This is a genomic window from Allobosea sp. BH3 (assembly GCF_025499465.1).
Taxonomy (GTDB): domain Bacteria; phylum Pseudomonadota; class Alphaproteobacteria; order Rhizobiales; family Beijerinckiaceae; genus Allobosea.
Genome location: NZ_JAIMCA010000010.1, coordinates 1 through 17,456 on the forward strand (window position 1 = coordinate 1; position 17,456 = coordinate 17,456).

A 17,456-nucleotide genomic window follows, 5' to 3' on the forward strand; every position below is an offset into this window, starting at 1 on the left:
CGCGAGGCGACGGGCGGGCGCAGCGTGGCCAGAGCCGCCTGAGCCTCGGCGAAGCTGGATTCTCGATATCAGGCGGCGCCCGAAAGGGCGCCGCCGTCTTTTTGATGCGATGCAGCAGAATTTTCTCCGGCCGCATCTTGCGCAACGCTGACGGCGATCCATCTACACGTCAGGCGCCCGGGCTCTTTGCTCTTGGCAGCGCCGCCATCGCCACATTCGTGACGGCCATCAACCCGCTTCCCGGGAAGCGCTGGTGCTTCACCGCTTGCTGACAGGCTCCGACACAGGCGCCTGCGACAAGCGGTTTCAGCCGTCACACAGACAGGGAGACGAACCATGCCATTCAGCCAGGTTCTTCAGGCTCTCGGCCAGTTCGCCGCCGGCTTCACGCCGGGGAACCGCCCCGCCCGAGCGCTCGAGATCGATCTTGCCGAGGTCGGCGCCCCGACCCCCTTCGAGCAGGCCGCCATCGGCACCTGGACGACGGAGGATGGATCGATCCTCATCGATCTCAGGCCCGACGGCCAGTTCCACAAGGCCAAGCCCGCCGCGGGCGCCCGGCACAGCGGCCGCTATGCCGTCGACCGCTCGAAGCTCTATTTCGAGGGCGAGACCGGCTGGGTCGCACTCGGCAAGCTCAAGCGAGGCCGGCTCAGCATCGGCGAGAAGCAGTTCCACAAGGCCTGACATTCGGGGCCGCCGGGAAACCGGCGGCCCTTTTTGCATATGCGGTAACGCTGGCGTTTCCCCCGATTTCGTGTATATGCCCCCGCAACCGGCCGAAACGGCTGGCGGCGCGACCCCTCCGCGATGAGGTGGCTCGCGGGCTTCGGACCTTGCTGGACGACATCCCGGCCTGGCCCGCCAGATCAACCCGAACACGAGGATAACCCGATGTCGATCACTGCCGAGCGCAAGACCGCGCTGCTCAAGGAATATGCCACCAAGCCGAACGACACCGGCTCGCCGGAAGTCCAGGTCGCGATCCTGACGGAGCGCATCAACAACCTGACCGGCCACTTCAAGTCGCATGCGAAGGACAACCACTCCCGCCGCGGCCTGCTCAAGCTGGTTTCGCAGCGCCGTTCCCTGCTCGACTATCTGAAGGGCAAGGAAGAGGCTCGCTACAAGACGCTGATCGAGAGGCTCGGCATCCGCCGCTGATCGAAAGCCAATCGCTTCCGCCCGGCGCGACATGCTCCGGGCGGCTCCTTTTCGGGCGATGCCGCATGGGGCGGCTCTCCTGATATTCGCGGCGGCCGCATGGGGCGGCCCTCCCGCGTGACCCGCCGGGCGTCCAAGACGTCCATGGCAGGATCGCCGAGCGCTCGGGCGCCAGCTTCGCAACAACCCGAGCGTTCCGCCGTCTTGCCCATGGGCCTGAAGGCGCCGGACGGGTCGAACCCGACCGAAAGATGAATCTCATGTTCGACATCCAAACCGAAGAACTGATGTGGGGCGGCCGCAAGCTCGTCCTCGAAACCGGCAAGGTCGCCCGCCAGGCGGACGGCGCCGTGCTCGCCACCTATGGCGAGACCGTCGTGCTCGCGACCGTCGTTTCCGCGAAGGAGCCGAAGCCGGGCTTCGACTTCTTCCCGCTGACCGTGAACTACCAGGAGAAGACCTTCGCCGCCGGCCGCATTCCGGGCGGCTACTTCAAGCGCGAAGGGCGCCCGAGCGAGAAGGAGACGCTGGTCTCCCGCCTGATCGACCGTCCGATCCGCCCGCTCTTCGTCGAAGGCTACAAGAACGACACGCAGGTCGTCGTCACCGTCCTCCAGCATGATCTCGAGAACGACCCCGACATCCTCGCGATGGTCGCCACCTCGGCTGCCCTGACGCTCTCCGGCGTGCCCTTCATGGGTCCGATCGGCGGCGCTCGCGTCGGCTATATCGACGGCGCCTACAAGCTCAACCCGACGGTCGAGGAAGCCAAGGAATCGGTGCTCGACCTCGTCGTGGCCGGCACGCAGGACGCGGTGCTGATGGTCGAGTCCGAGGCCAAGGAGCTGACCGAGGAGGTCATGCTCGGCGCCGTGATGTTCGGCCACAAGCATTTCCAGCCGGTGATCGAGGCCATCATCCGCCTCGCCGAGAAGGCCGCCAAGGAGCCGCGCGACTACGTGCCGGCCGACAACTCGGTCGTGCTCGACGCCGTGCTGAAGCTGGTCGATGCCGACCTGCGCGCCGCCTACAAGATCACCACCAAGGCCGAGCGCTACAAGGCGCTGGACGCTGCCAAGGCCAAGGTCGCCTCGCTGATCTCGGCCGAGCCGGACGGCAAGACCACCTTCACCAAGGAGCAGGTCGGCGGCCAGTTCAAGGAGGCCCAGGCCAAGGTCGTGCGCTGGACCATCCTGGACGACGGCACCCGCATCGACGGCCGCGACCTCAAGACGGTCCGCAAGATCGTCGCCGAGGCCGGCATGCTGCCGCGCACCCACGGCTCGGCCCTGTTCACCCGCGGCGAGACGCAGGCGCTGGTCGTGACCACGCTCGGCACCGGCGACGACGAGCAGTTCATCGATTCGTTGGAAGGTACCTACAAGGAGACCTTCCTGCTGCACTATAACTTCCCGCCCTACTCGGTCGGCGAGACCGGCCGCATGGGTTCGCCCGGCCGCCGCGAGATCGGCCACGGCAAGCTCGCCTGGCGCGCCATCCGGCCGATGCTGCCGGCGAAGGCGGAGTTCCCCTACACGATCCGCGTCGTCTCGGAGATCACCGAGTCGAACGGCTCCTCGTCGATGGCCACCGTCTGCGGCACCTCGCTGGCGCTGATGGATGCCGGCGTGCCGCTCAAGGCGCCCGTCGCGGGCATCGCCATGGGCCTGATCCTGGAAGGCAAGCGCTTCGCCGTGCTCTCCGACATCCTCGGTGACGAGGATCATCTCGGCGACATGGACTTCAAGGTGGCCGGCACGGCCGAGGGCATCACCTCGCTGCAGATGGACATCAAGATCGCCGGCATCACCGAGGAGATCATGAAGGTCGCCCTCGAGCAGGCCAAGGGCGGCCGCGAGCACATCCTCGGCGAGATGGCCAAGGCGCTCTCCGCCTCGCGCAGCCAGCTCGGCGAGTTCGCGCCGCGCATCGAGACGATGAAGATCCCGGTCGACAAGATCCGTGAAGTCATCGGCTCGGGCGGCAAGGTCATCCGCGAGATCGTCGAGAAGACCGGCGCCAAGGTGAACATCGAGGACGACGGCACCATCAAGATCGCCTCGGCCGACGGCAAGTCGATCGAAGCCGCGATCAAGTGGATCAAGTCGATCGTCTCGGAAGCCGAAGTCGGCGTGATCTATGACGGCACCGTCGTCAAGATCATGGAGTTCGGCGCCTTCGTGAACTTCTTCGGCGCCAAGGACGGTCTGGTCCACATCTCGGAGCTGGCCGCGCGCCGCGTCCAGAAGGTCCAGGACGTCGTCAAGGAAGGCGACAAGGTCAAGGTCAAGTTCCTCGGCATGGACGAGCGCGGCAAGATCCGCCTCTCGATGAAGGTCGTCGACCAGGAGACCGGCGAGGACATCACCGAGAAGCTCAAGGCCGAGCGCGACGCCGAAAAGACCCGCGAGAAGCAGGCCGCCGGCGAGTAATCGCCAGCCAGCTATCTGCAGAAAACGAAGCGCCCCGCATCAGCCGATGCGGGGCGTTTTAAGTTATAGAGTTTAGCCCGGACACCACCACCGCTAGTTGCGCTTTAGGCAGCGACTTTGTCGAAGCACCAAAAGCAGCCGCGCGTTGAGCAATCTCTTTGCTCAAGGTGCCCATTTTTGTTGATTTATATATCGCAAGTTGTTTTTCGTTAAAGCGCGGCACCATTGAGAAACTGATTGCAGTGACACCCGTTTCAGATGGCGGCAAACAAGGAATCTCTGTACAGTTGACAACAAACGTATCTAAGAAATTTGGGTCTGAATTCAGGAAGAGAAACTGATGAGCTGCCCCATCTATGCCAATTGCAACGCAAAGGTGATATTTTTCATAGCCGACTGATGGCGCATAGATGCGATAAATTGCACCTACCTCGACCATATATCAAAGATGATTTGATAAAAAAGACAGCTCTTTTGCGCGCTCCATATTTGGAGTTTCAAAGAGCATACCGTAGCTCATTTTATAGCTGCTATTCTCGGGCCCATCGTCTTCCCAAGCGTCAATATAGGCCGGATCCTCGTGAGTGAGCCGACGAATCTGCGAAAATCCAAGGGCTTTAACTACACCAAGGGCTTCTGCCAATGATTCTTTATCACTCTCCGAGAGTATATCATCACTAGCTTCTCGCTCTGGTAAGCTAAAACTATAAATGCTTTGCCCGGCCTGCGTCCTCTTCCAAGGAAAATCCTTTCCGTAGGCTTTTTGAACCTTAGGATTGATTTTCAGTACATCATACGACGTGCTCGGCACCGGGCCGTGTTTCATGGCGTAATACATATCAAATGTAACAGGACGCCCGAACTTATTTAAGTGGGCTTTATCAGCAAGAAACAGCGTTTTTACAATATCGTATTGTGAAATTTGTTTGTGTAGCCGTTTGCCTTCATTAACGACATGCAGAATCGCCTCGACAATTCGATCGAGGTTCACGTTCATCTCTACAGTTTCGGCTTTTTTCCTTGACATAGCAGCACCGAGCTTTCTCCCCATATAAGCACACAAGGATCGGAAAATCACCCCTACGCCTTGACTTTTTTATCAATCGGAGTCCTGCCGCGACTCATGTTTGAAGGAAACGCCGTGAATCGTCACCGCATCGCCTCGCTCGACGATCTCGCGCGTGCCTATCCCAATCCGGCGCCGCCGGCGGCGATGCACAAGGAGATCGATCATGTCGACGAGAGCTACGCGGCGCTGATCGCTGCCTCGCCGTTTTTCGTGCTCGCGACGGTCGGTCCGGGGGGCCTGGATTGTTCGCCGCGTGGGGATATGCCGGGCTTCGTCACGGTCCGGGACGCGAAAACGCTCCTCATTCCGGATCGAAAAGGCAATAACAGACTGGATTCGTTGAGGAATATCCTGTTCGACGACCGAATCGGAATGCTCTTCCTGATCCCTGGCTGCGGCGAGACATTGCGCGTGAACGGACGAGCCGAGCTATCCTGCGACCCTGAGTTGTGCGCGTCGTTCGAGATGGCCAGCAAGCCGCCGGCGAGCGTCATGATCGTCCATGTCGAGGCGGTCTACTTCCAATGCTCGCGCGCGGTGGTGCGGGCGGAGCTCTGGAACCCGGAGCGGCACGTCGAGCGGACGAGCCTGCCCTCGGCCGGAACGATCCTGCGCGAGATCACGGCGCGCAATGCGGCTGTCGAGACGTTCGACGGGGAGGCTTACGACAGGGCGCTGCCGGAGCGGGTCAAGGCGACGCTGTACTGAGGGAAGGCTGAGCGTAGAACCCCTCTCCTGTAAGGAGAGGGGCAGGGGTGAGGTGTCGGCCCTTGGACCAACGGAACTCTGCCCTCACGGCGGCGCAGCGACCACCTCACAGCAAACGCGGTGAACGGCTCTCACCCTTACCCTGCCCTCTCCCTCCGGGAGAGGGTTCCCCCCGCCTTATTTTGATGCGGCGCAGTCAGCCTCAGAGCAGCCCTTCGTTGCCCGCCAGCGTCTTCAGGCTGACATCCGGCCGCGCGCCGATATGGGAGATGATCTCGGCCGCCGCCAGCGCGCCGAGCCTGAGCGAATCGCGAACCTCGCGGCCCGAGGTCAGGCCGAAGAGGAAGCCGGCGGCGAAGAGGTCGCCGGCGCCGGTCGCATCGACGACGCGCTCGATCGGGAAGACCGGCTCCTCGACGATGCCGTCCGGCGTCACCGCCAGCGCGCCCTTCTCGGAACGGGTGACGACCGCCAGCACGTTCTCGGAGCGCAGCCAGCCGAGCGCGGTGTCGAAGTCGGAGGTCTCGTAGAGGCTCTTCAGCTCGTGCTCGTTCGCGAAGACGAGATCGACCATGCGGTTGCGGATCAGCCCGACGAACTCGTCGCGATAGCGGTCGACGCAGAAGGAATCCGAGAGTGTAATGGCGACGCGTCCGCCGGCCCGGTGCGCGACCTCGGAGGCCTTGCGGAAGGCTTCCTTCGCGGCCGGCGGGTCCCAGAGATAGCCTTCGAGATAGACGATATCGGCGCTCTCGACCGCCTTCTCGTCGACATCGGCGGCGGAGAGGCCCTGGCAGGCGCCGAGATAGGTGTTCATCGTGCGCTCGCCGTCCGGCGTGACGATGATGAAGGAGCGCGCCGTGGCGGCGCCATCCGCCGCGGCGGCCGTGTCGAAGTCGACGCCGAGCGAGGTCAGGTCATGACGGTAGAGCTTGCCGAGCTCGTCGGCCTTCACCTTGCCGATGAAGGCACCCTTGCCACCGAAGGAAGCGAGGCCAGCGATGGTGTTGGCGGCCGAACCGCCCGAGATGATGCGGGCCGGGCCCATCGCCGCGTAAAGCGATTCCGCGCGAGGCTCGTCGATCAGCATCATCGCGCCCTTGGTGAGCTTCTGCGCGATGAGGAAATCCTCCTCCGCCGAAGCCAGGACATCGACGATGGCGTTGCCGAGAGCGAGAACGTCGGTGCGGGTCTGGGTCATGGCCGGGTCCGGGATGGCCGGCGGCTACGCCGGATAAGGAAGGTGCGGCCCTGTCGCATCCGTGCGACGCCGGGTCAAGTCGGGCTCGGGATTCCTCAGCCCTGGTCGCGGCGCGCGGCGGCTTCGTCGAGAACGGCGGCGAGGCGGCGCAGGTCCTCGCCTTCGAGATCGGCGATTTCGCGGGCGAGCCGGTTGGCGAGCAGCGTCGCCTCCGGATCGAGGCCGGCCGTGTCGACCGTGACGCGGGGATGGGAGAGGTCGGCGAGACGGATCAGCTCGTCCGCCTCGTCCCAGATCACGCCGAGCAGATGGATCGTGCCCTGGATCAGGGCGAAGGTCGGCCGGCCGCGCTTGCCATGCTCGAGCGCCGAGAGATAGGCCGGCGTCACGCCCAGCCCCGCCGCCATCTCGGCGAGGGTGAGGCCCCGCCGCTCCCGGAGCTCGCGCACGCGCCGGCCGAAGGGTGTCATGGCCCGTGCTCCCGCAAGCGCCTCAGACGGACATAGAGCGCGCCCGAGCCACCATGGCGCTGCTCCGCTTCCTCGAAGCCGAGGACAAGCCCGCGCATCTCCGGAAGCCTCAACCAATGCGGCACCATCCGGCGCAGCACGCCGCGCTCCTCGCCGAAAAGCGCCGGGGCGGGGCCGCCCTTGCCCGTGACGACGAGGGCAAGCCGCGTGCCTCGCGCCTGCTCGCGGCGCAGGAAGCTACGCAGCGCCAGATGCGCCTCGTCCTGGCGCATGCCGTGCAGGTCGATGGCGGCCTCGACGCCCTGCTGGCCGCGCCTCAGCTGCGTGCGCAGGCGCCGCTCGATCGGGGCCAGAGGCGGGGCCGCCGGTACGGGTGATTTTTCCACCTTGGCCGTGACGGCGATGAGCGCCGTCTCCATTGCGGGCGGTGGCGCCGCCTCAGGTGGCGGCTCGGCCTCGACAGGAGCACGCCCGGGCAGCGGCTTGACCGAGCGCGCCACCTGCCGCCAGAGCGCGATGTCGGCCTCGCTCAGCGTCTTCCCCCGGCGTGACCTCATCTCAGCGCGGCCAGAGCACGGTGAAGGCGGTCGCGTGGCGGATCAGCCCGGCGCGATGCCCGGCCGCCGCGCCTGAGCCGACGAAAATGTCCATCCGGGCAGGTCCCAATATGGCCGAGCCGGTATCCTGCGCGACCATGAGCCGGGCGAGGCGCTCCTTGCCACCACCGTCACCGGGGATCGTCGCGTCGATCCAGACCGGCAGCCCGTACGGCCAGACAGAGCGGTCGATCGCGATGCTGCGCAGGGGCGTCAGGGGCAACCCAGCGCCGCCGACAGGCCCTGCCTCGACCGGCAGATCGTCCCGGCGGGTGAAGAAGACGAAGGATCGGTTGAGCCGGATGAGATCGCGGGCGAAGGCGGCATCGGCCTTCAGCCGGGCGATGAGCCGGTCCATCGTCATCTCTTCGGGCGGGATGCCCTCGCGCTGGCTCAGCACGCGGCCCAGCGAGGTGTAGGGGTGGCCGTTGCGACCGGAATAGGTCAGCCGCGTCACCGAGCCGTCCGGCAGCCGCACCCGGCCGGAGCCCTGCACCTGCAGCACGAAGCGGTCCACGGGATCGCGCAGCCAGAGAATCTCCAGCCCCTGCCCGTCCAGCGCGCCGGTCTCGATGGCGGTGCGATCCGGGAAGGGCTCGAGGCCCTTCGCTGTCCGGCGGGCAGCGGACAGGCCCTTGTCGACGCCCGGCCACGTGTCCTCGGGAAAGCGCGTCACCAGATCCTTGGGCCGGTCATAGAGCGGCGTCGGGAAAGCTTCCGAGCGGCTCAGCGAGCCCTCGAACTCGGGCTCGAAATAACCGGTGGTGAAGCCGGTATCGGCGCCCGGCGGGCGGATACGCCAGAAGCGGAAGTTCTGCTCGAAGAAATCGCGGGCCTGGCGGCGGCCGACGGAGCCGGCGAGAGCGAGCGCCTTCGCCCTTTCACAGACGGCGAGCAGCGCAGCCGGCGTCGGCACGGCCTGGCGCAGCGGCGGGTCGGCCATGCAGCCTTTGGCGAAGACAGCGAAGGCGCTGGCGTGATCGTCCTGCGCCCAGCCATCGAGGGCTGCCGGCGCGAGCGGCTCGGCGCGGGCGCCCTCCGGGAGGGGAAAGGGAGCGGCCATGGCGCTCATGCAGCCAAGGCCGATGGTCGCGGAAAGCGCCAGAGCGATCCCGGCGCCACGGCTCACGCGGCGGATTCGGTGGCGACCAGCAGCCAGTTGGGGTCGCGGCTGCCGAGCTGGCGCGAGAAGGTCCAGATGTCGTTGACCTCGGAAACCTGATCGGCGCTGCCGTCGACGACCGCGCCCTGAGCGTCGCGGGTGACGCTGATGAGCTGCGAGACGAAGGCGATCGTGACCTGGGCCGTCTTGCCCTTGACCTCGACGGCGCTGAGATCGGCCTTGTCGATGGAGACGAAATTCGACTCCGCCGTCTCGCCGCGCTTCTCGCGCTCGGTGATGGCCTGCTCGAAGCCGTCATAGACGTCCTTGGCGAGCAGACCCTTCAGGGTCTTGCGGTCGCCACGGGCGAAGGCGGTGACGATCGCCTCATAGGCGGACTTGGCGCCGCCGACGAAGTCATGCGGGTCGAAGCCGGGCTCCTGCCGGATGATCGCCTCGATGCCGGCGCTGATCGGAGAATCCGGCGGCGCCAGATCCTTCCAGCGTTCGGCCGCCTCGGGAGCAGGCGCGACGGGGTCGTTGGCCGCGCCCGGCAGGCGGATGATATTGTCCCGCTTGTCGGCGCCCTGCGCCTGGTCAGGCCGCATCGGCGGCGTCTCGCGACGCGCGAAAGGATCCTTCGGCTGCTCGTGCCCGGTCTTCTGCCCGAGCACGGAGCGCAGCTTCCAGGCGACGAAAACGGCGAGCGCCAGGAAAATCAGCGTCGTCATGTCGAAGGAGTTCTGCATTGAAAGCTGGCCCGTGGCTCCCCGTAACCATCTGCACCCCGCCGGCTGGCTGCGGGGGCTCGTCCGGTTCATATGGTAAGACAGGCTCGTAACATCCACCCCCCCGCTTGTGAAGGCGACTTCTTGTGCCGGCACGGCGTCCATGATAGCCGACGCGCGTGTCGCTCCTTATGCGGAGCGCAGTCCCGGACGCCGGCCTGGCGCGGGATTTCCCGATACAGCCTGCCAGAACACGATGGGACCGATGGCCAACGAACTCCCCAACGGCAATGGCGCGGATGCCGCTAACGCGGCTCCCAGCCTCAACGCCCTGATCCAGTACACGAAGGATTTCTCCTTCGAGAACCCGAAGGCGCCCCGCGCGCTGGCGCAGCAGGAGGCCCAACAGGGCCCGCAGATGTCGCTCCAGGTCAATGTCGGCAGCTCCTCGCTGGGCGACAGCGACTACGAGACCGTGCTGCGGCTCGAGGGCAAGGCCGAGATGAAGGGCGAGACGCTCTTCGCCTTCGACCTCAGCTATGGCGGCGTCTTCCGCCTGCAGAACATCCCGCAGGAGCACATCCACCCCGTGCTGGTGATCGACTGCGCCCGCCTGCTCTTCCCCTTCGCGCGCCAGATCATCGCCGAGGCGGTCCAGAACGGTGGCTTCCCGCCCTTCTACATCCCGCCGATCGACTTCGCCACGCTCTACCAGCAGCGCATGCAGGAGCTTGCCGGCCAGCCCGGCGCCGCCAACTCCTGAGCGAAGCGCTCCGCAAGACTTAAAAGGGCCCCTTCCGGGGCCCTTTTCCGTTTGTTGCAGATAATTGTTGTCCTTGCGCCGCATGCCACCCCTCTCCATCTGCGGGCGACGGCGGACGCTCCGAAAGGAGCGCCCGCCTTTTCCTCATTGATCTGGAGACACGATGGACGCCTTGATGACGCTTGCCGCCGACCCCGCCGTATGGGCCGCGCTCGGGGCACTGATCGCCATGGAGGTCGTGCTCGGCATCGACAACCTGATCTTCATCTCAATCCTGACCAACAAGCTGCCCGAGCATCAGCGCTCCAAGGGCCGCCGCATCGGCATCGCGCTCGCGCTCATCCTGCGCCTCGGCCTGCTCAGCACCGTCGCCTTCATCGTCACGCTGACCGCGCCTGTTTTCTCGATCTTCGGGCAAGCCTTCTCCTGGCGGGACATCATCCTCATCGCCGGCGGCCTCTTCCTGGTCTGGAAGGCGACGAAGGAAATCCATCACAAGGTTGATCCCAATCCGGATTCCGTCCTTGCCGAAGGCGGCACCCGCGCGGTGACGCTCAGCTTCGGCAGCGCGATCTTCCAGATCCTGCTGCTCGACCTTGTCTTCTCGATCGACTCCATCATCACGGCCGTCGGCATGACCGAGCATGTGCCGGTGATGGTCATCGCGGTGGTCTTCGCGGTGCTGGTGATGCTGCTCGCGGCCGACCCGCTGGCGCGCTTCATCGACCGGAACCCGACGATCGTGATGCTGGCGCTGGGCTTCCTGCTGATGATCGGCGCGACGCTGATCGCCGAAGGCTTCGGCGTGCATGTGCCCAAGGGCTACATCTACGCGGCGATGGCGTTCTCGGCGCTGATCGAAGCGCTCAACATGCTGTCGCGCAAAGCTGCGCGCTGAGCTTGGAGCCCCATCCTGCTCCGTCATGCTCGGACTCGACCCGAGCATGACGGGATGACCGGGCGCCCTTTTTGAGCATGAGAGATTCCCGGGCGTGCGCTTCGCTCCGCCCGGGAATGACGCCAGAGACTACTGCGCGGCCTCGTCGGCGATGCCGAGATAGCCTTTCCAGAGCGGCGCCTTGAGCGAGCCGAGGATAAAGGCCTGATGCGCCTGCAGCGCAGCCTCATCGAGACGCGTCGCAAGCGGACGCTCACGCTGCGGCTTCTCGACCGCCGCCATGGCCAGGCCGCCGCGACCGGCGGCCGCGTCCACGCCGAGGCCGAGCGAGGCCTGCTTGCCCCCGATCAGCTCGATATAGACTTCGGCCAGGATCTCGGAATCGAGCAGAGCGCCGTGCTTCGTGCGGCGGCTGTTGTCGATGCCATAGCGCGAGCAGAGAGCGTCGAGACTGTTCGAGGCGCCGGGATGCTTGCGGCGCGCCATGGACAGGGTGTCGACGACGAGGGCCTGCTCGACCAGCGGCAGGCCGAGGCGCTTGAACTCCATGTTGATGAAGCCGACGTCGAAGGCGGCATTGTGGATGACCAGCTTCGCTCCGGCGATAAACGCCGCGAAATCCTGCGCCACGGCGGCGAAGACCGGCTTGTCGGAGAGAAACGTTTCCGAGAGGCCGTGGACGTTGAAGGCCTCGACCGGCATCGAGCGCTCGGGATTGATGTAGACGTGGAAGGTGCGGCCGCTCGGGCAGTGATTGAGCAGCTCGACACAGCCGATCTCGACGATGCGGTCGCCATTATTTGCTTCGACGCCGGTGGTTTCGGTATCGAGAACGATCTCGCGCATCGGTTCAGGGCCTTGTCATCGCGCCGCGGCCGGGCCGTCCGGCAAGCGCCTTCAGGATAGAGCCGACCTGCCGCGAGGCCGCTACGAGGCCGCGCGAGGTGTCCACAAGGAAGTGGGCATGGCGGCGCTTCTCCGCATCCGGCATCTGCCGCGCGAGGATGGCAGAGAGCTTCTCGGCACTCATGCCCGGCCGCGCAAGGACGCGCTCCCGCTGCACCTCGGCCGGCGCCGTCACCACCAGCACCGCGTCGCAGCGGCGCTCCCCGCCGGTCTCGAGCAGGAGCGGCACGTCGATGACGGCGAGCCCTGCCCCCTCGCGGCGGCAGCGGGCGAGGAAGGCCTCCTCCTCCTCGCGCACCAGCGGGTGGATGATCGCTTCCAGGCGCTTCAGCGCCTCGGGCTTGCCGAGAACAGCGGCGCCGAGCTTCGCGCGATCCACCACGCCATCGATCACCGTGCCGGGAAAGGCCTGCTCGATCGGCGCGGCGGCGCGTCCGCGATGAAGGCGATGCACGGCGGCATCGGCATCATGCAGCGGCACGCCGCGCGCGACGAACAATTGCGCCGTCGTCGATTTCCCCATTCCGATCGAGCCCGTCAGGCCCAGCACGAAGGTCATGATCTCTCCGGCGAATCAGGCCTTCAGGATATCCGCTTCGATCAACGCGCGAAGCGCCGGCGTGACCTCTGGCGTGATGCCGAACCAGCGGCCGAAACCCGGCACCGCCTGATGCAGCAACATGCCGAGCCCATCGACCGGAACGCCGCCCCTTCGTCCGGCCTCGGCCAGCAGCGTCGTCTTGAGCGGCACATAGACGATATCGTCGACGACGGTGCCGGGCCGCAGCCGCGACAGGTCGATCTCCAGCGGTGGCTTGCCCTGCATGCCGAGCGCGGTGGTATTGACGATGAGATCGGCCTCGCCGACCAATGCGTCGCGCCGGGCCCAGTCGGCGGCTTCCAGCGGGCGACCCAGAGAGGCGGCCATTTCCGCGGCGCGTTCGAGGCTGCGGTTCGCAACGATGATGCGTTCGACACCGCGCGATTTCAGCCCGTAGCAGATGCCCCGGGCCGCTCCGCCAGCACCAAGGACGAGCACCGTCCGGATACGGCCCTGCCAGCCCGGGACGGTCGCGTCTAGATGGGCCAGGAAGCCAGGTACATCGGTGTTGTCCGCGACGATGCGGCCATCCTCGCGCCAGAGCGTATTGACCGCGCCGATCGCGCGGCCGGCCTCGCTGACCTCGTCGACCAGCGCCATCACCGCTTCCTTGTGCGGCACCGTGACGTTGCCGCCGGTGAATTCGCCTTCACGGAGCTTCGCGATGAAGGCGGGGAGATCGGCCGGCGCGACGTCGACCCGCTCATAGGAACCGGCAAGCCCATACTGCCGGAGCCACTCGCCATGGATCAGCGGCGAACGCGAATGGGCGATGGGATGACCGATAACGAAGCAACGAGGCGACATGAGGCAGTCCAACTAGCGCGCGAGGCAGTCGAGATCGCGCAGGGCGGCAAGCACCGCAAGCAGCGGCAGGCCGAGGATGGTGAAATGATTGCCGTCGACAGCCTCGAAGAGTTGAGCGCCCAGCCCTTCGAGCTGATAGCCGCCGACACTGCCGAGGATCGCGGGGCCGGCGCTCTCGACATAGCGGGTGATGAAGCCGGCCTCGAGTTCGCGCATCGTCAGGCGAGCCGTCTCGAGGCCCTCGGCCACCGGCGCGCCATCCAGCGCCAGCACGAAGGCCGAATGCAGTTCGTGCGGCCGGCCGGCCAGCGCCGCGATCTGTGCCCTGGCTGCCTGGTGATCGGCCGGCTTGTGGAAGGCGATGCCGTCGCAGGTCAGAGTCTGGTCGGCGGCGAGGACGAGGCGACCCGGCCGATCGCGCGAGACGGCGAGCGCCTTGGCGCAGGCGAGCGCAGCAGCGATCTGGTCAGCCGGCACCTCCTGCTCCGCCAGCGGCTGCTCGACGGCGCGCTCGTCGATTTCCGGCTTCACGACCTCGACCGGAACACCGGCAGCGCTCAGCATGGCACGACGCGTCGTGCTGCCGGAAGCGAGGATCAGCGGCTCGGCCGCGAGCCACAGGCTGGTCGAGGTCGTCATGTCGCGATGAACTTCATGCGGTGATCGCGCAGCAGATCGAGGATCGAGGCCGCGGTCTCTTCGATCGAACGGCGCGTCACGTCGATGATCGGCCAGCCCTTGCGGGCGCAGAGCCGCCGCGACTGGGCGACCTCGTCGGCGACGGCGGCCGGGTCGACATAGGAGGTCTCGTCGTCGGCGCGCAGCGACAGCAGCCTGTTCTGGCGGATCTGGACGATGCGGTCGGGGCTGGCGATCAGCCCGACGATCAGCGGCTTCCTGGCACTGTCGAGCTCGGGCGGCAGAGGGATATTCGGCACCAATGGAATGTTGGCAGTCTTGATGCCGCGATTGGCCAGATAGATGCTGGTCGGTGTCTTCGAGGTGCGGCTGATGCCGACGAGGATCACATCGGCGCTGTCGAGATCGCCGCCCATCTGCCCGTCGTCGTGGAGCAGCGTGTAGTTCATCGCATCGATACGGCGGAAATATTCGGTGTTGAGGACGTGCTGCGCACCGGGCCGTGGCGCCGAGGCCTGGCCGAGATAGGACTGGAACAGCGAGAGCACCGGCTGCAGCACGGAGAGACAGGGGCAGCCGAGATCCTTGCAGAAGTTCTCAAGCTTCTCCTGCCATTCCGGCTCGACGAGGGTGTAGAGCACCACGCCCGGGGAGGATTCGATCTCGGTCAGGACGCGGGCGAGCTGCGCTTCCGAGCGCACCAGCGGATAGACATGCTCGATGGCGGAGACGGTCTCGTACTGCGCCGCGGCAGCACGGCTGACCGCGATCAAGGTCTCTCCTGTCGCGTCCGATACCAGATGCAGATGGAAATAGTTGCGGACCACGGCGTTCCTCGGCCTGAAGCTCTCGCCTCATCTAGAGCATGCCGGGGTGATGAGTCGCAAACTTATCCCCGGCGGCCCGGCCACTGCCTATCCTCCCCCGTCCCACCCGACCAAGGGGGCTTCGCGAAGCGTCGTGCGGCCGGGTGGGATGGCGGTGTTCCGCGTTCTCGTCGCTGGTGGCGGGTCCGGAGGGTCTCATCGCCGCCGGGCCGAACAGGCAGGCCCGGTAAAGCCTTGGCGAGGCGAACCACAAGAGAGCCGCGCGCGGGGTTCGGGCGGAGCCGGCAGGCGCCGCATCGACTTCGACACTCGACATCGACATTCGGCACGCGGCTCAAGTCGCGCGCCGCCCGGACCCCGCGCATCCCCTTGGATGTGAAGAGCCCGAAAACCCCGCGGCGAAAGCCGGACGGGGCTTTCGGTGCGCGGGTTGGGCCTGCAGCGGGTCAGACGGGCAGGACGCGAAACCGAATCGCTCCGCTCGCGCTGGCTCGCATCGGGATGGAGGATGTTCGGGTCAAGCCACCAGATGAGGCTGTCCCATGAATCGAGGCGCCCATGGGGAGCAATGTGGACAAGCCGCGTTGTGAGGGGACCGGACGGCGGCCCTTGTATAACCCGCGTCTTCCATCAACAGCCGCCCGGCTGTGCATGGTTAAGGAAGTGTTTCACGTGAATCATTTTGGCCGGTCCGGCCGCGACGCCGATTCCAATTCGTTAATAAAGTCTTAAGGCGCGTTCCCCGGCCCTTGCGACCCGCGACCCACTGTCCCATCGCCTGTGGAACGGTTGTGGACGGCTTTGCTCCGGGCTATCTCCCCCGTCCAAGAGTAAAAGAAAAAGATTCTTATCTAAGATTCTCTCTTTTTTAGAGGAAGCGGGATGGACAGCCCGGCCGGCAAGACGACCAGCGAGACGCCTGCCTTTCTCCGGGCTCTGGCCGGCGAGACGCTCAAGGTGCCACCCGTGTGGCTGATGCGCCAGGCAGGCCGCTATCTGCCGGAGTATCGAGAGGTCAGAGCGAAGGCCGGCAGTTTCCTCGCGCTTTGCTATAACCCCGAGCTGGCAGCCGAGGTCACCCTCCAGCCGATCCGGCGTTTCGGCTTCGATGCTGCAATCCTGTTCTCGGACATTCTCGTGGTGCCTCAGGCGCTCGGGCAAAAGCTCTGGTTTGCCGAAGGCGAAGGCCCCCGTCTGGAGCCGGTTGCCGATGCCGCGCGGCTCAGCGAGATCGACAGTGAGGCGAATGCCGGGAAGCTCGATTCGATCATCGAGACGATCCTGCGCGTGCGGGCTTCGCTGGATCGGGGAACAGCCTTCATCGGTTTCTGCGGCGCGCCCTGGACGGTCGCGACCTATATGGTCGCCGGCCGCGGGACGCCCGATCAGGGGCCGGCGAAGACGCTGTTCCATGCGGACCCCGCTCTCTTCGAGGCGATCATCGATCGCATCGTTGCAGCCTCGATTACCTATCTGAATGCGCAGATCGCAGCCGGCGTGGATGCGGTGCAGATCTTTGATAGCTGGGCCGGGGCGCTGGGGCCGGAGGATTTCAGGCGCTGGTGCATCGCACCGACCCGGCGGATCGTCGAAGGGGTCCGCGCGGTGCATCCTCAGGCGCGAATCATCGGCTTCCCGCGCGGGGCCGGCAGGCTGATCCCGGATTATGTGAAGGGAACGGGTGTCGATGCCGTCGGGCTCGAATCGGATATCGACCGTGAGTTCGCGCGCGAGGTCATCCAGCCGCTCGTGCCTGTCCAGGGCAATCTCGATCCGCTGACGCTGCGGGCCGGCGGACCCGAGCTCGAGGAGCAGGTCGAAGCGGTGATGGGCGCTTTCGGATCGGGCCCTTTCGTGTTCAACCTCGGGCACGGCATCCTGCCGGATACGCCGATCGCGCATGTCGAGCGTTTGTTGAAGGCCGTGCGCGGGTAAGGACCAGACGATGTATGAGTGGATCAAGGCATTCCATGTCGTCGCGGTCATCTCCTGGATGGCCGGAATGCTCTATCTGCCGCGGCTGATGGTCTATCACGCCGAGGCGCAGACCGGCTCGATCCAGTCCGAGACCTTCAAGGTGATGGAGCGTCGGCTGCTCAAGGGCATCATCAACCCGGCGATGATCGTCACCTGGGTACTGGGCCTCTACATGGCCTGGTACGCCTTCGGCTTCAAAGGCGGCTGGCTGCATGGCAAGCTGCTGCTGGTCTTCATCCTCTCCGGGATCCACGGCATGCTGTCGAAGCATGTGCGGAACTTTGCGGCGGACAGGAACGTGAAGAGCCCGCGCTACTTCCGCATCCTGAACGAGGTCCCGGCCGTGCTGATGCTCGGCATCGTCATTCTCGTCATCGTGAAGCCGTTCTGATCGCTGCCTGTCTTTCCGGCTTGAGCCCGGCCGCGATTCCCGCTATCAGGACGATACGCTTCTCCAGCGTCCTCCCTGTTGTCGACTGTTCGTGAGCGATCTGCCTTTGCAGCAGCTCATGACGCGCAACCCCCGCGCAAGTCCGTTCCGGACTCAAAGTCGATCACTCCAGTACCT

General features: G+C 65.5%; 21 protein-coding genes. 9 read left to right on the top strand and 12 right to left on the bottom strand.

The annotated features are described in order from the left end of the window. The 4 genes from BoBH3_RS24140 to pnp all read left to right on the top strand — a co-directional run. Positions 1-272, top strand: a 272-nt coding sequence (locus BoBH3_RS24140; protein ID WP_262333419.1) for a hypothetical protein, incomplete at its 5' end; no start/stop codon positions are given. Between the two features lie 64 nt (positions 273-336). Next, positions 337-687 (top strand): Atu4866 domain-containing protein, encoded by a 351-nt coding sequence (locus tag BoBH3_RS24145; protein WP_262333420.1) that lies wholly within the window; start codon positions 337-339, stop codon positions 685-687. A 207-nt stretch (positions 688-894) separates the two neighbouring features. Continuing rightward, on the top strand, positions 895-1,164 hold the full coding sequence (gene rpsO / locus BoBH3_RS24150) for a 30S ribosomal protein S15 (RefSeq protein ID WP_262333421.1): 270 nt from the start codon (positions 895-897) through the stop codon (positions 1,162-1,164). Between the two features lie 260 nt (positions 1,165-1,424). After that, on the top strand, positions 1,425-3,596 hold the full coding sequence (gene pnp, locus BoBH3_RS24155; protein WP_262333422.1) for a polyribonucleotide nucleotidyltransferase: 2,172 nt from the start codon (positions 1,425-1,427) through the stop codon (positions 3,594-3,596). A 58-nt stretch (positions 3,597-3,654) separates the two neighbouring features. On the opposite strand, the gene BoBH3_RS24160 is transcribed toward pnp, so the two are convergent. Further along, entirely contained in the window at positions 3,655-4,035 is a 381-nt protein-coding gene (locus BoBH3_RS24160) for a hypothetical protein (RefSeq protein WP_262333423.1), read from the bottom strand. A 3-nt stretch (positions 4,036-4,038) separates the two neighbouring features. Then, on the bottom strand, positions 4,039-4,593 hold the full coding sequence (locus BoBH3_RS24165; protein ID WP_262333424.1) for a Panacea domain-containing protein: 555 nt from the start codon (positions 4,591-4,593) through the stop codon (positions 4,039-4,041). A 216-nt stretch (positions 4,594-4,809) separates the two neighbouring features. Here BoBH3_RS24165 and BoBH3_RS24170 point away from each other — a divergent pair, with 216 nt between their 5' ends. After that, positions 4,810-5,373 carry a pyridoxamine 5'-phosphate oxidase family protein gene (locus BoBH3_RS24170; protein ID WP_410050652.1) on the top strand — a complete coding sequence of 188 codons (564 nt, stop codon included), beginning with the start codon at positions 4,810-4,812 and terminating at the stop codon, positions 5,371-5,373. A gap of 202 nt (positions 5,374-5,575) precedes the next feature. Here BoBH3_RS24170 and BoBH3_RS24175 read toward each other — a convergent pair whose 3' ends face one another. The 5 genes from BoBH3_RS24175 to BoBH3_RS24195 form a co-directional block, all read right to left on the bottom strand. Next, the gene (locus tag BoBH3_RS24175) at positions 5,576-6,574 is read right to left on the bottom strand and encodes an adenosine kinase (RefSeq protein WP_262333426.1); all 999 of its coding nucleotides are present in this window, start codon (positions 6,572-6,574) and stop codon (positions 5,576-5,578) included. A 95-nt stretch (positions 6,575-6,669) separates the two neighbouring features. Then, positions 6,670-7,044 (bottom strand): helix-turn-helix domain-containing protein, encoded by a 375-nt coding sequence (locus BoBH3_RS24180; RefSeq protein WP_262333427.1) that lies wholly within the window; start codon positions 7,042-7,044, stop codon positions 6,670-6,672. Next, positions 7,041-7,601 (bottom strand): Smr/MutS family protein, encoded by a 561-nt coding sequence (locus BoBH3_RS24185; RefSeq protein ID WP_262333428.1) that lies wholly within the window; start codon positions 7,599-7,601, stop codon positions 7,041-7,043. The genes BoBH3_RS24180 and BoBH3_RS24185 overlap by 4 nt, the downstream gene beginning before the upstream one ends. A gap of 1 nt (position 7,602) precedes the next feature. Further along, positions 7,603-8,769: a murein transglycosylase A gene (gene mltA / locus BoBH3_RS24190; protein WP_262333429.1), complete on the bottom strand. Its 1,167-nt coding sequence runs from the start codon at positions 8,767-8,769 to the stop codon at positions 7,603-7,605. Beyond that, positions 8,766-9,491, bottom strand: a complete 726-nt coding sequence (locus BoBH3_RS24195) for a Tim44/TimA family putative adaptor protein (protein WP_262333430.1) — start codon at positions 9,489-9,491, stop codon at positions 8,766-8,768. Before BoBH3_RS24195 ends, mltA begins: the two co-directional genes overlap by 4 nt. 244 nt (positions 9,492-9,735) lie before the next feature. On the opposite strand from BoBH3_RS24195, the gene secB reads away from it, so the two are divergent. Together secB and BoBH3_RS24205 are read left to right on the top strand one after the other, a co-directional pair. Next, a complete protein-coding gene (gene secB / locus BoBH3_RS24200; RefSeq protein WP_262333431.1) occupies positions 9,736-10,233 on the top strand; it encodes a protein-export chaperone SecB in 498 nt (165 codons plus the stop codon). Positions 10,234-10,396: 163 nt separating this feature from the next. Beyond that, positions 10,397-11,131 (top strand): TerC family protein, encoded by a 735-nt coding sequence (locus BoBH3_RS24205; RefSeq protein ID WP_262333432.1) that lies wholly within the window; start codon positions 10,397-10,399, stop codon positions 11,129-11,131. A 129-nt stretch (positions 11,132-11,260) separates the two neighbouring features. Here the strand turns inward: BoBH3_RS24205 and dnaQ are convergent, their stop codons facing one another. From dnaQ to BoBH3_RS24230, 5 genes are read right to left on the bottom strand one after another with little or no spacing between them, the layout of a single operon-like run. Continuing rightward, entirely contained in the window at positions 11,261-11,977 is a 717-nt protein-coding gene (gene dnaQ / locus BoBH3_RS24210) for a DNA polymerase III subunit epsilon (protein WP_262333433.1), read from the bottom strand. A gap of 4 nt (positions 11,978-11,981) precedes the next feature. Next, entirely contained in the window at positions 11,982-12,596 is a 615-nt protein-coding gene (gene coaE / locus BoBH3_RS24215) for a dephospho-CoA kinase (RefSeq protein ID WP_262333434.1), read from the bottom strand. A gap of 15 nt (positions 12,597-12,611) precedes the next feature. Continuing rightward, the gene (locus BoBH3_RS24220) at positions 12,612-13,445 is read right to left on the bottom strand and encodes a shikimate dehydrogenase (RefSeq protein WP_262333435.1); all 834 of its coding nucleotides are present in this window, start codon (positions 13,443-13,445) and stop codon (positions 12,612-12,614) included. Positions 13,446-13,457: 12 nt separating this feature from the next. Then, positions 13,458-14,084, bottom strand: a complete 627-nt coding sequence (locus tag BoBH3_RS24225; RefSeq protein WP_262333436.1) for a Maf family protein — start codon at positions 14,082-14,084, stop codon at positions 13,458-13,460. Further along, positions 14,081-14,911, bottom strand: coding sequence for a pyruvate, water dikinase regulatory protein (locus BoBH3_RS24230; protein ID WP_262333437.1), 831 nt, complete (start codon positions 14,909-14,911; stop codon positions 14,081-14,083). The genes BoBH3_RS24225 and BoBH3_RS24230 overlap by 4 nt, the downstream gene beginning before the upstream one ends. Before the next feature lie 882 nt (positions 14,912-15,793). On the opposite strand from BoBH3_RS24230, the gene hemE reads away from it, so the two are divergent. After that, positions 15,794-16,846 (top strand): uroporphyrinogen decarboxylase, encoded by a 1,053-nt coding sequence (hemE, locus tag BoBH3_RS24235; protein WP_262333438.1) that lies wholly within the window; start codon positions 15,794-15,796, stop codon positions 16,844-16,846. Between the two features lie 10 nt (positions 16,847-16,856). Beyond that, complete coding sequence (gene hemJ / locus BoBH3_RS24240) at positions 16,857-17,279, top strand: protoporphyrinogen oxidase HemJ (RefSeq protein WP_262333439.1); 423 nt, start codon at positions 16,857-16,859, stop codon at positions 17,277-17,279. The last annotated feature ends 177 nt before the right edge of the window (positions 17,280-17,456 follow it).

What these genes read in the sequence shown, in the direction of transcription:
- BoBH3_RS24220 (WP_262333435.1), bottom strand. Translation starts at nt 13,445, where the DNA reads ATGTCGCCTCGTTGCTTCGTTATCGGTCATCCCATCGCCCATTCGCGT.
- BoBH3_RS24145 (WP_262333420.1), top strand. Translation starts at nt 337, where the DNA reads ATGCCATTCAGCCAGGTTCTTCAGGCTCTCGGCCAGTTCGCCGCCGGC.
- dnaQ (WP_262333433.1), bottom strand. Translation starts at nt 11,977, where the DNA reads ATGCGCGAGATCGTTCTCGATACCGAAACCACCGGCGTCGAAGCAAAT.
- BoBH3_RS24170 (WP_410050652.1), top strand. Translation starts at nt 4,810, where the DNA reads ATGCACAAGGAGATCGATCATGTCGACGAGAGCTACGCGGCGCTGATC.
- coaE (WP_262333434.1), bottom strand. Translation starts at nt 12,596, where the DNA reads ATGACCTTCGTGCTGGGCCTGACGGGCTCGATCGGAATGGGGAAATCG.
- BoBH3_RS24195 (WP_262333430.1), bottom strand. Translation starts at nt 9,491, where the DNA reads ATGCAGAACTCCTTCGACATGACGACGCTGATTTTCCTGGCGCTCGCC.
- secB (WP_262333431.1), top strand. Translation starts at nt 9,736, where the DNA reads ATGGCCAACGAACTCCCCAACGGCAATGGCGCGGATGCCGCTAACGCG.
- BoBH3_RS24185 (WP_262333428.1), bottom strand. Translation starts at nt 7,601, where the DNA reads ATGAGGTCACGCCGGGGGAAGACGCTGAGCGAGGCCGACATCGCGCTC.
- pnp (WP_262333422.1), top strand. Translation starts at nt 1,425, where the DNA reads ATGTTCGACATCCAAACCGAAGAACTGATGTGGGGCGGCCGCAAGCTC.
- rpsO (WP_262333421.1), top strand. Translation starts at nt 895, where the DNA reads ATGTCGATCACTGCCGAGCGCAAGACCGCGCTGCTCAAGGAATATGCC.
- hemJ (WP_262333439.1), top strand. Translation starts at nt 16,857, where the DNA reads ATGTATGAGTGGATCAAGGCATTCCATGTCGTCGCGGTCATCTCCTGG.
- BoBH3_RS24175 (WP_262333426.1), bottom strand. Translation starts at nt 6,574, where the DNA reads ATGACCCAGACCCGCACCGACGTTCTCGCTCTCGGCAACGCCATCGTC.
- BoBH3_RS24160 (WP_262333423.1), bottom strand. Translation starts at nt 4,035, where the DNA reads ATGGTCGAGGTAGGTGCAATTTATCGCATCTATGCGCCATCAGTCGGC.
- BoBH3_RS24225 (WP_262333436.1), bottom strand. Translation starts at nt 14,084, where the DNA reads ATGACGACCTCGACCAGCCTGTGGCTCGCGGCCGAGCCGCTGATCCTC.
- BoBH3_RS24165 (WP_262333424.1), bottom strand. Translation starts at nt 4,593, where the DNA reads ATGAACGTGAACCTCGATCGAATTGTCGAGGCGATTCTGCATGTCGTT.
- hemE (WP_262333438.1), top strand. Translation starts at nt 15,794, where the DNA reads ATGGACAGCCCGGCCGGCAAGACGACCAGCGAGACGCCTGCCTTTCTC.
- BoBH3_RS24205 (WP_262333432.1), top strand. Translation starts at nt 10,397, where the DNA reads ATGGACGCCTTGATGACGCTTGCCGCCGACCCCGCCGTATGGGCCGCG.
- BoBH3_RS24180 (WP_262333427.1), bottom strand. Translation starts at nt 7,044, where the DNA reads ATGACACCCTTCGGCCGGCGCGTGCGCGAGCTCCGGGAGCGGCGGGGC.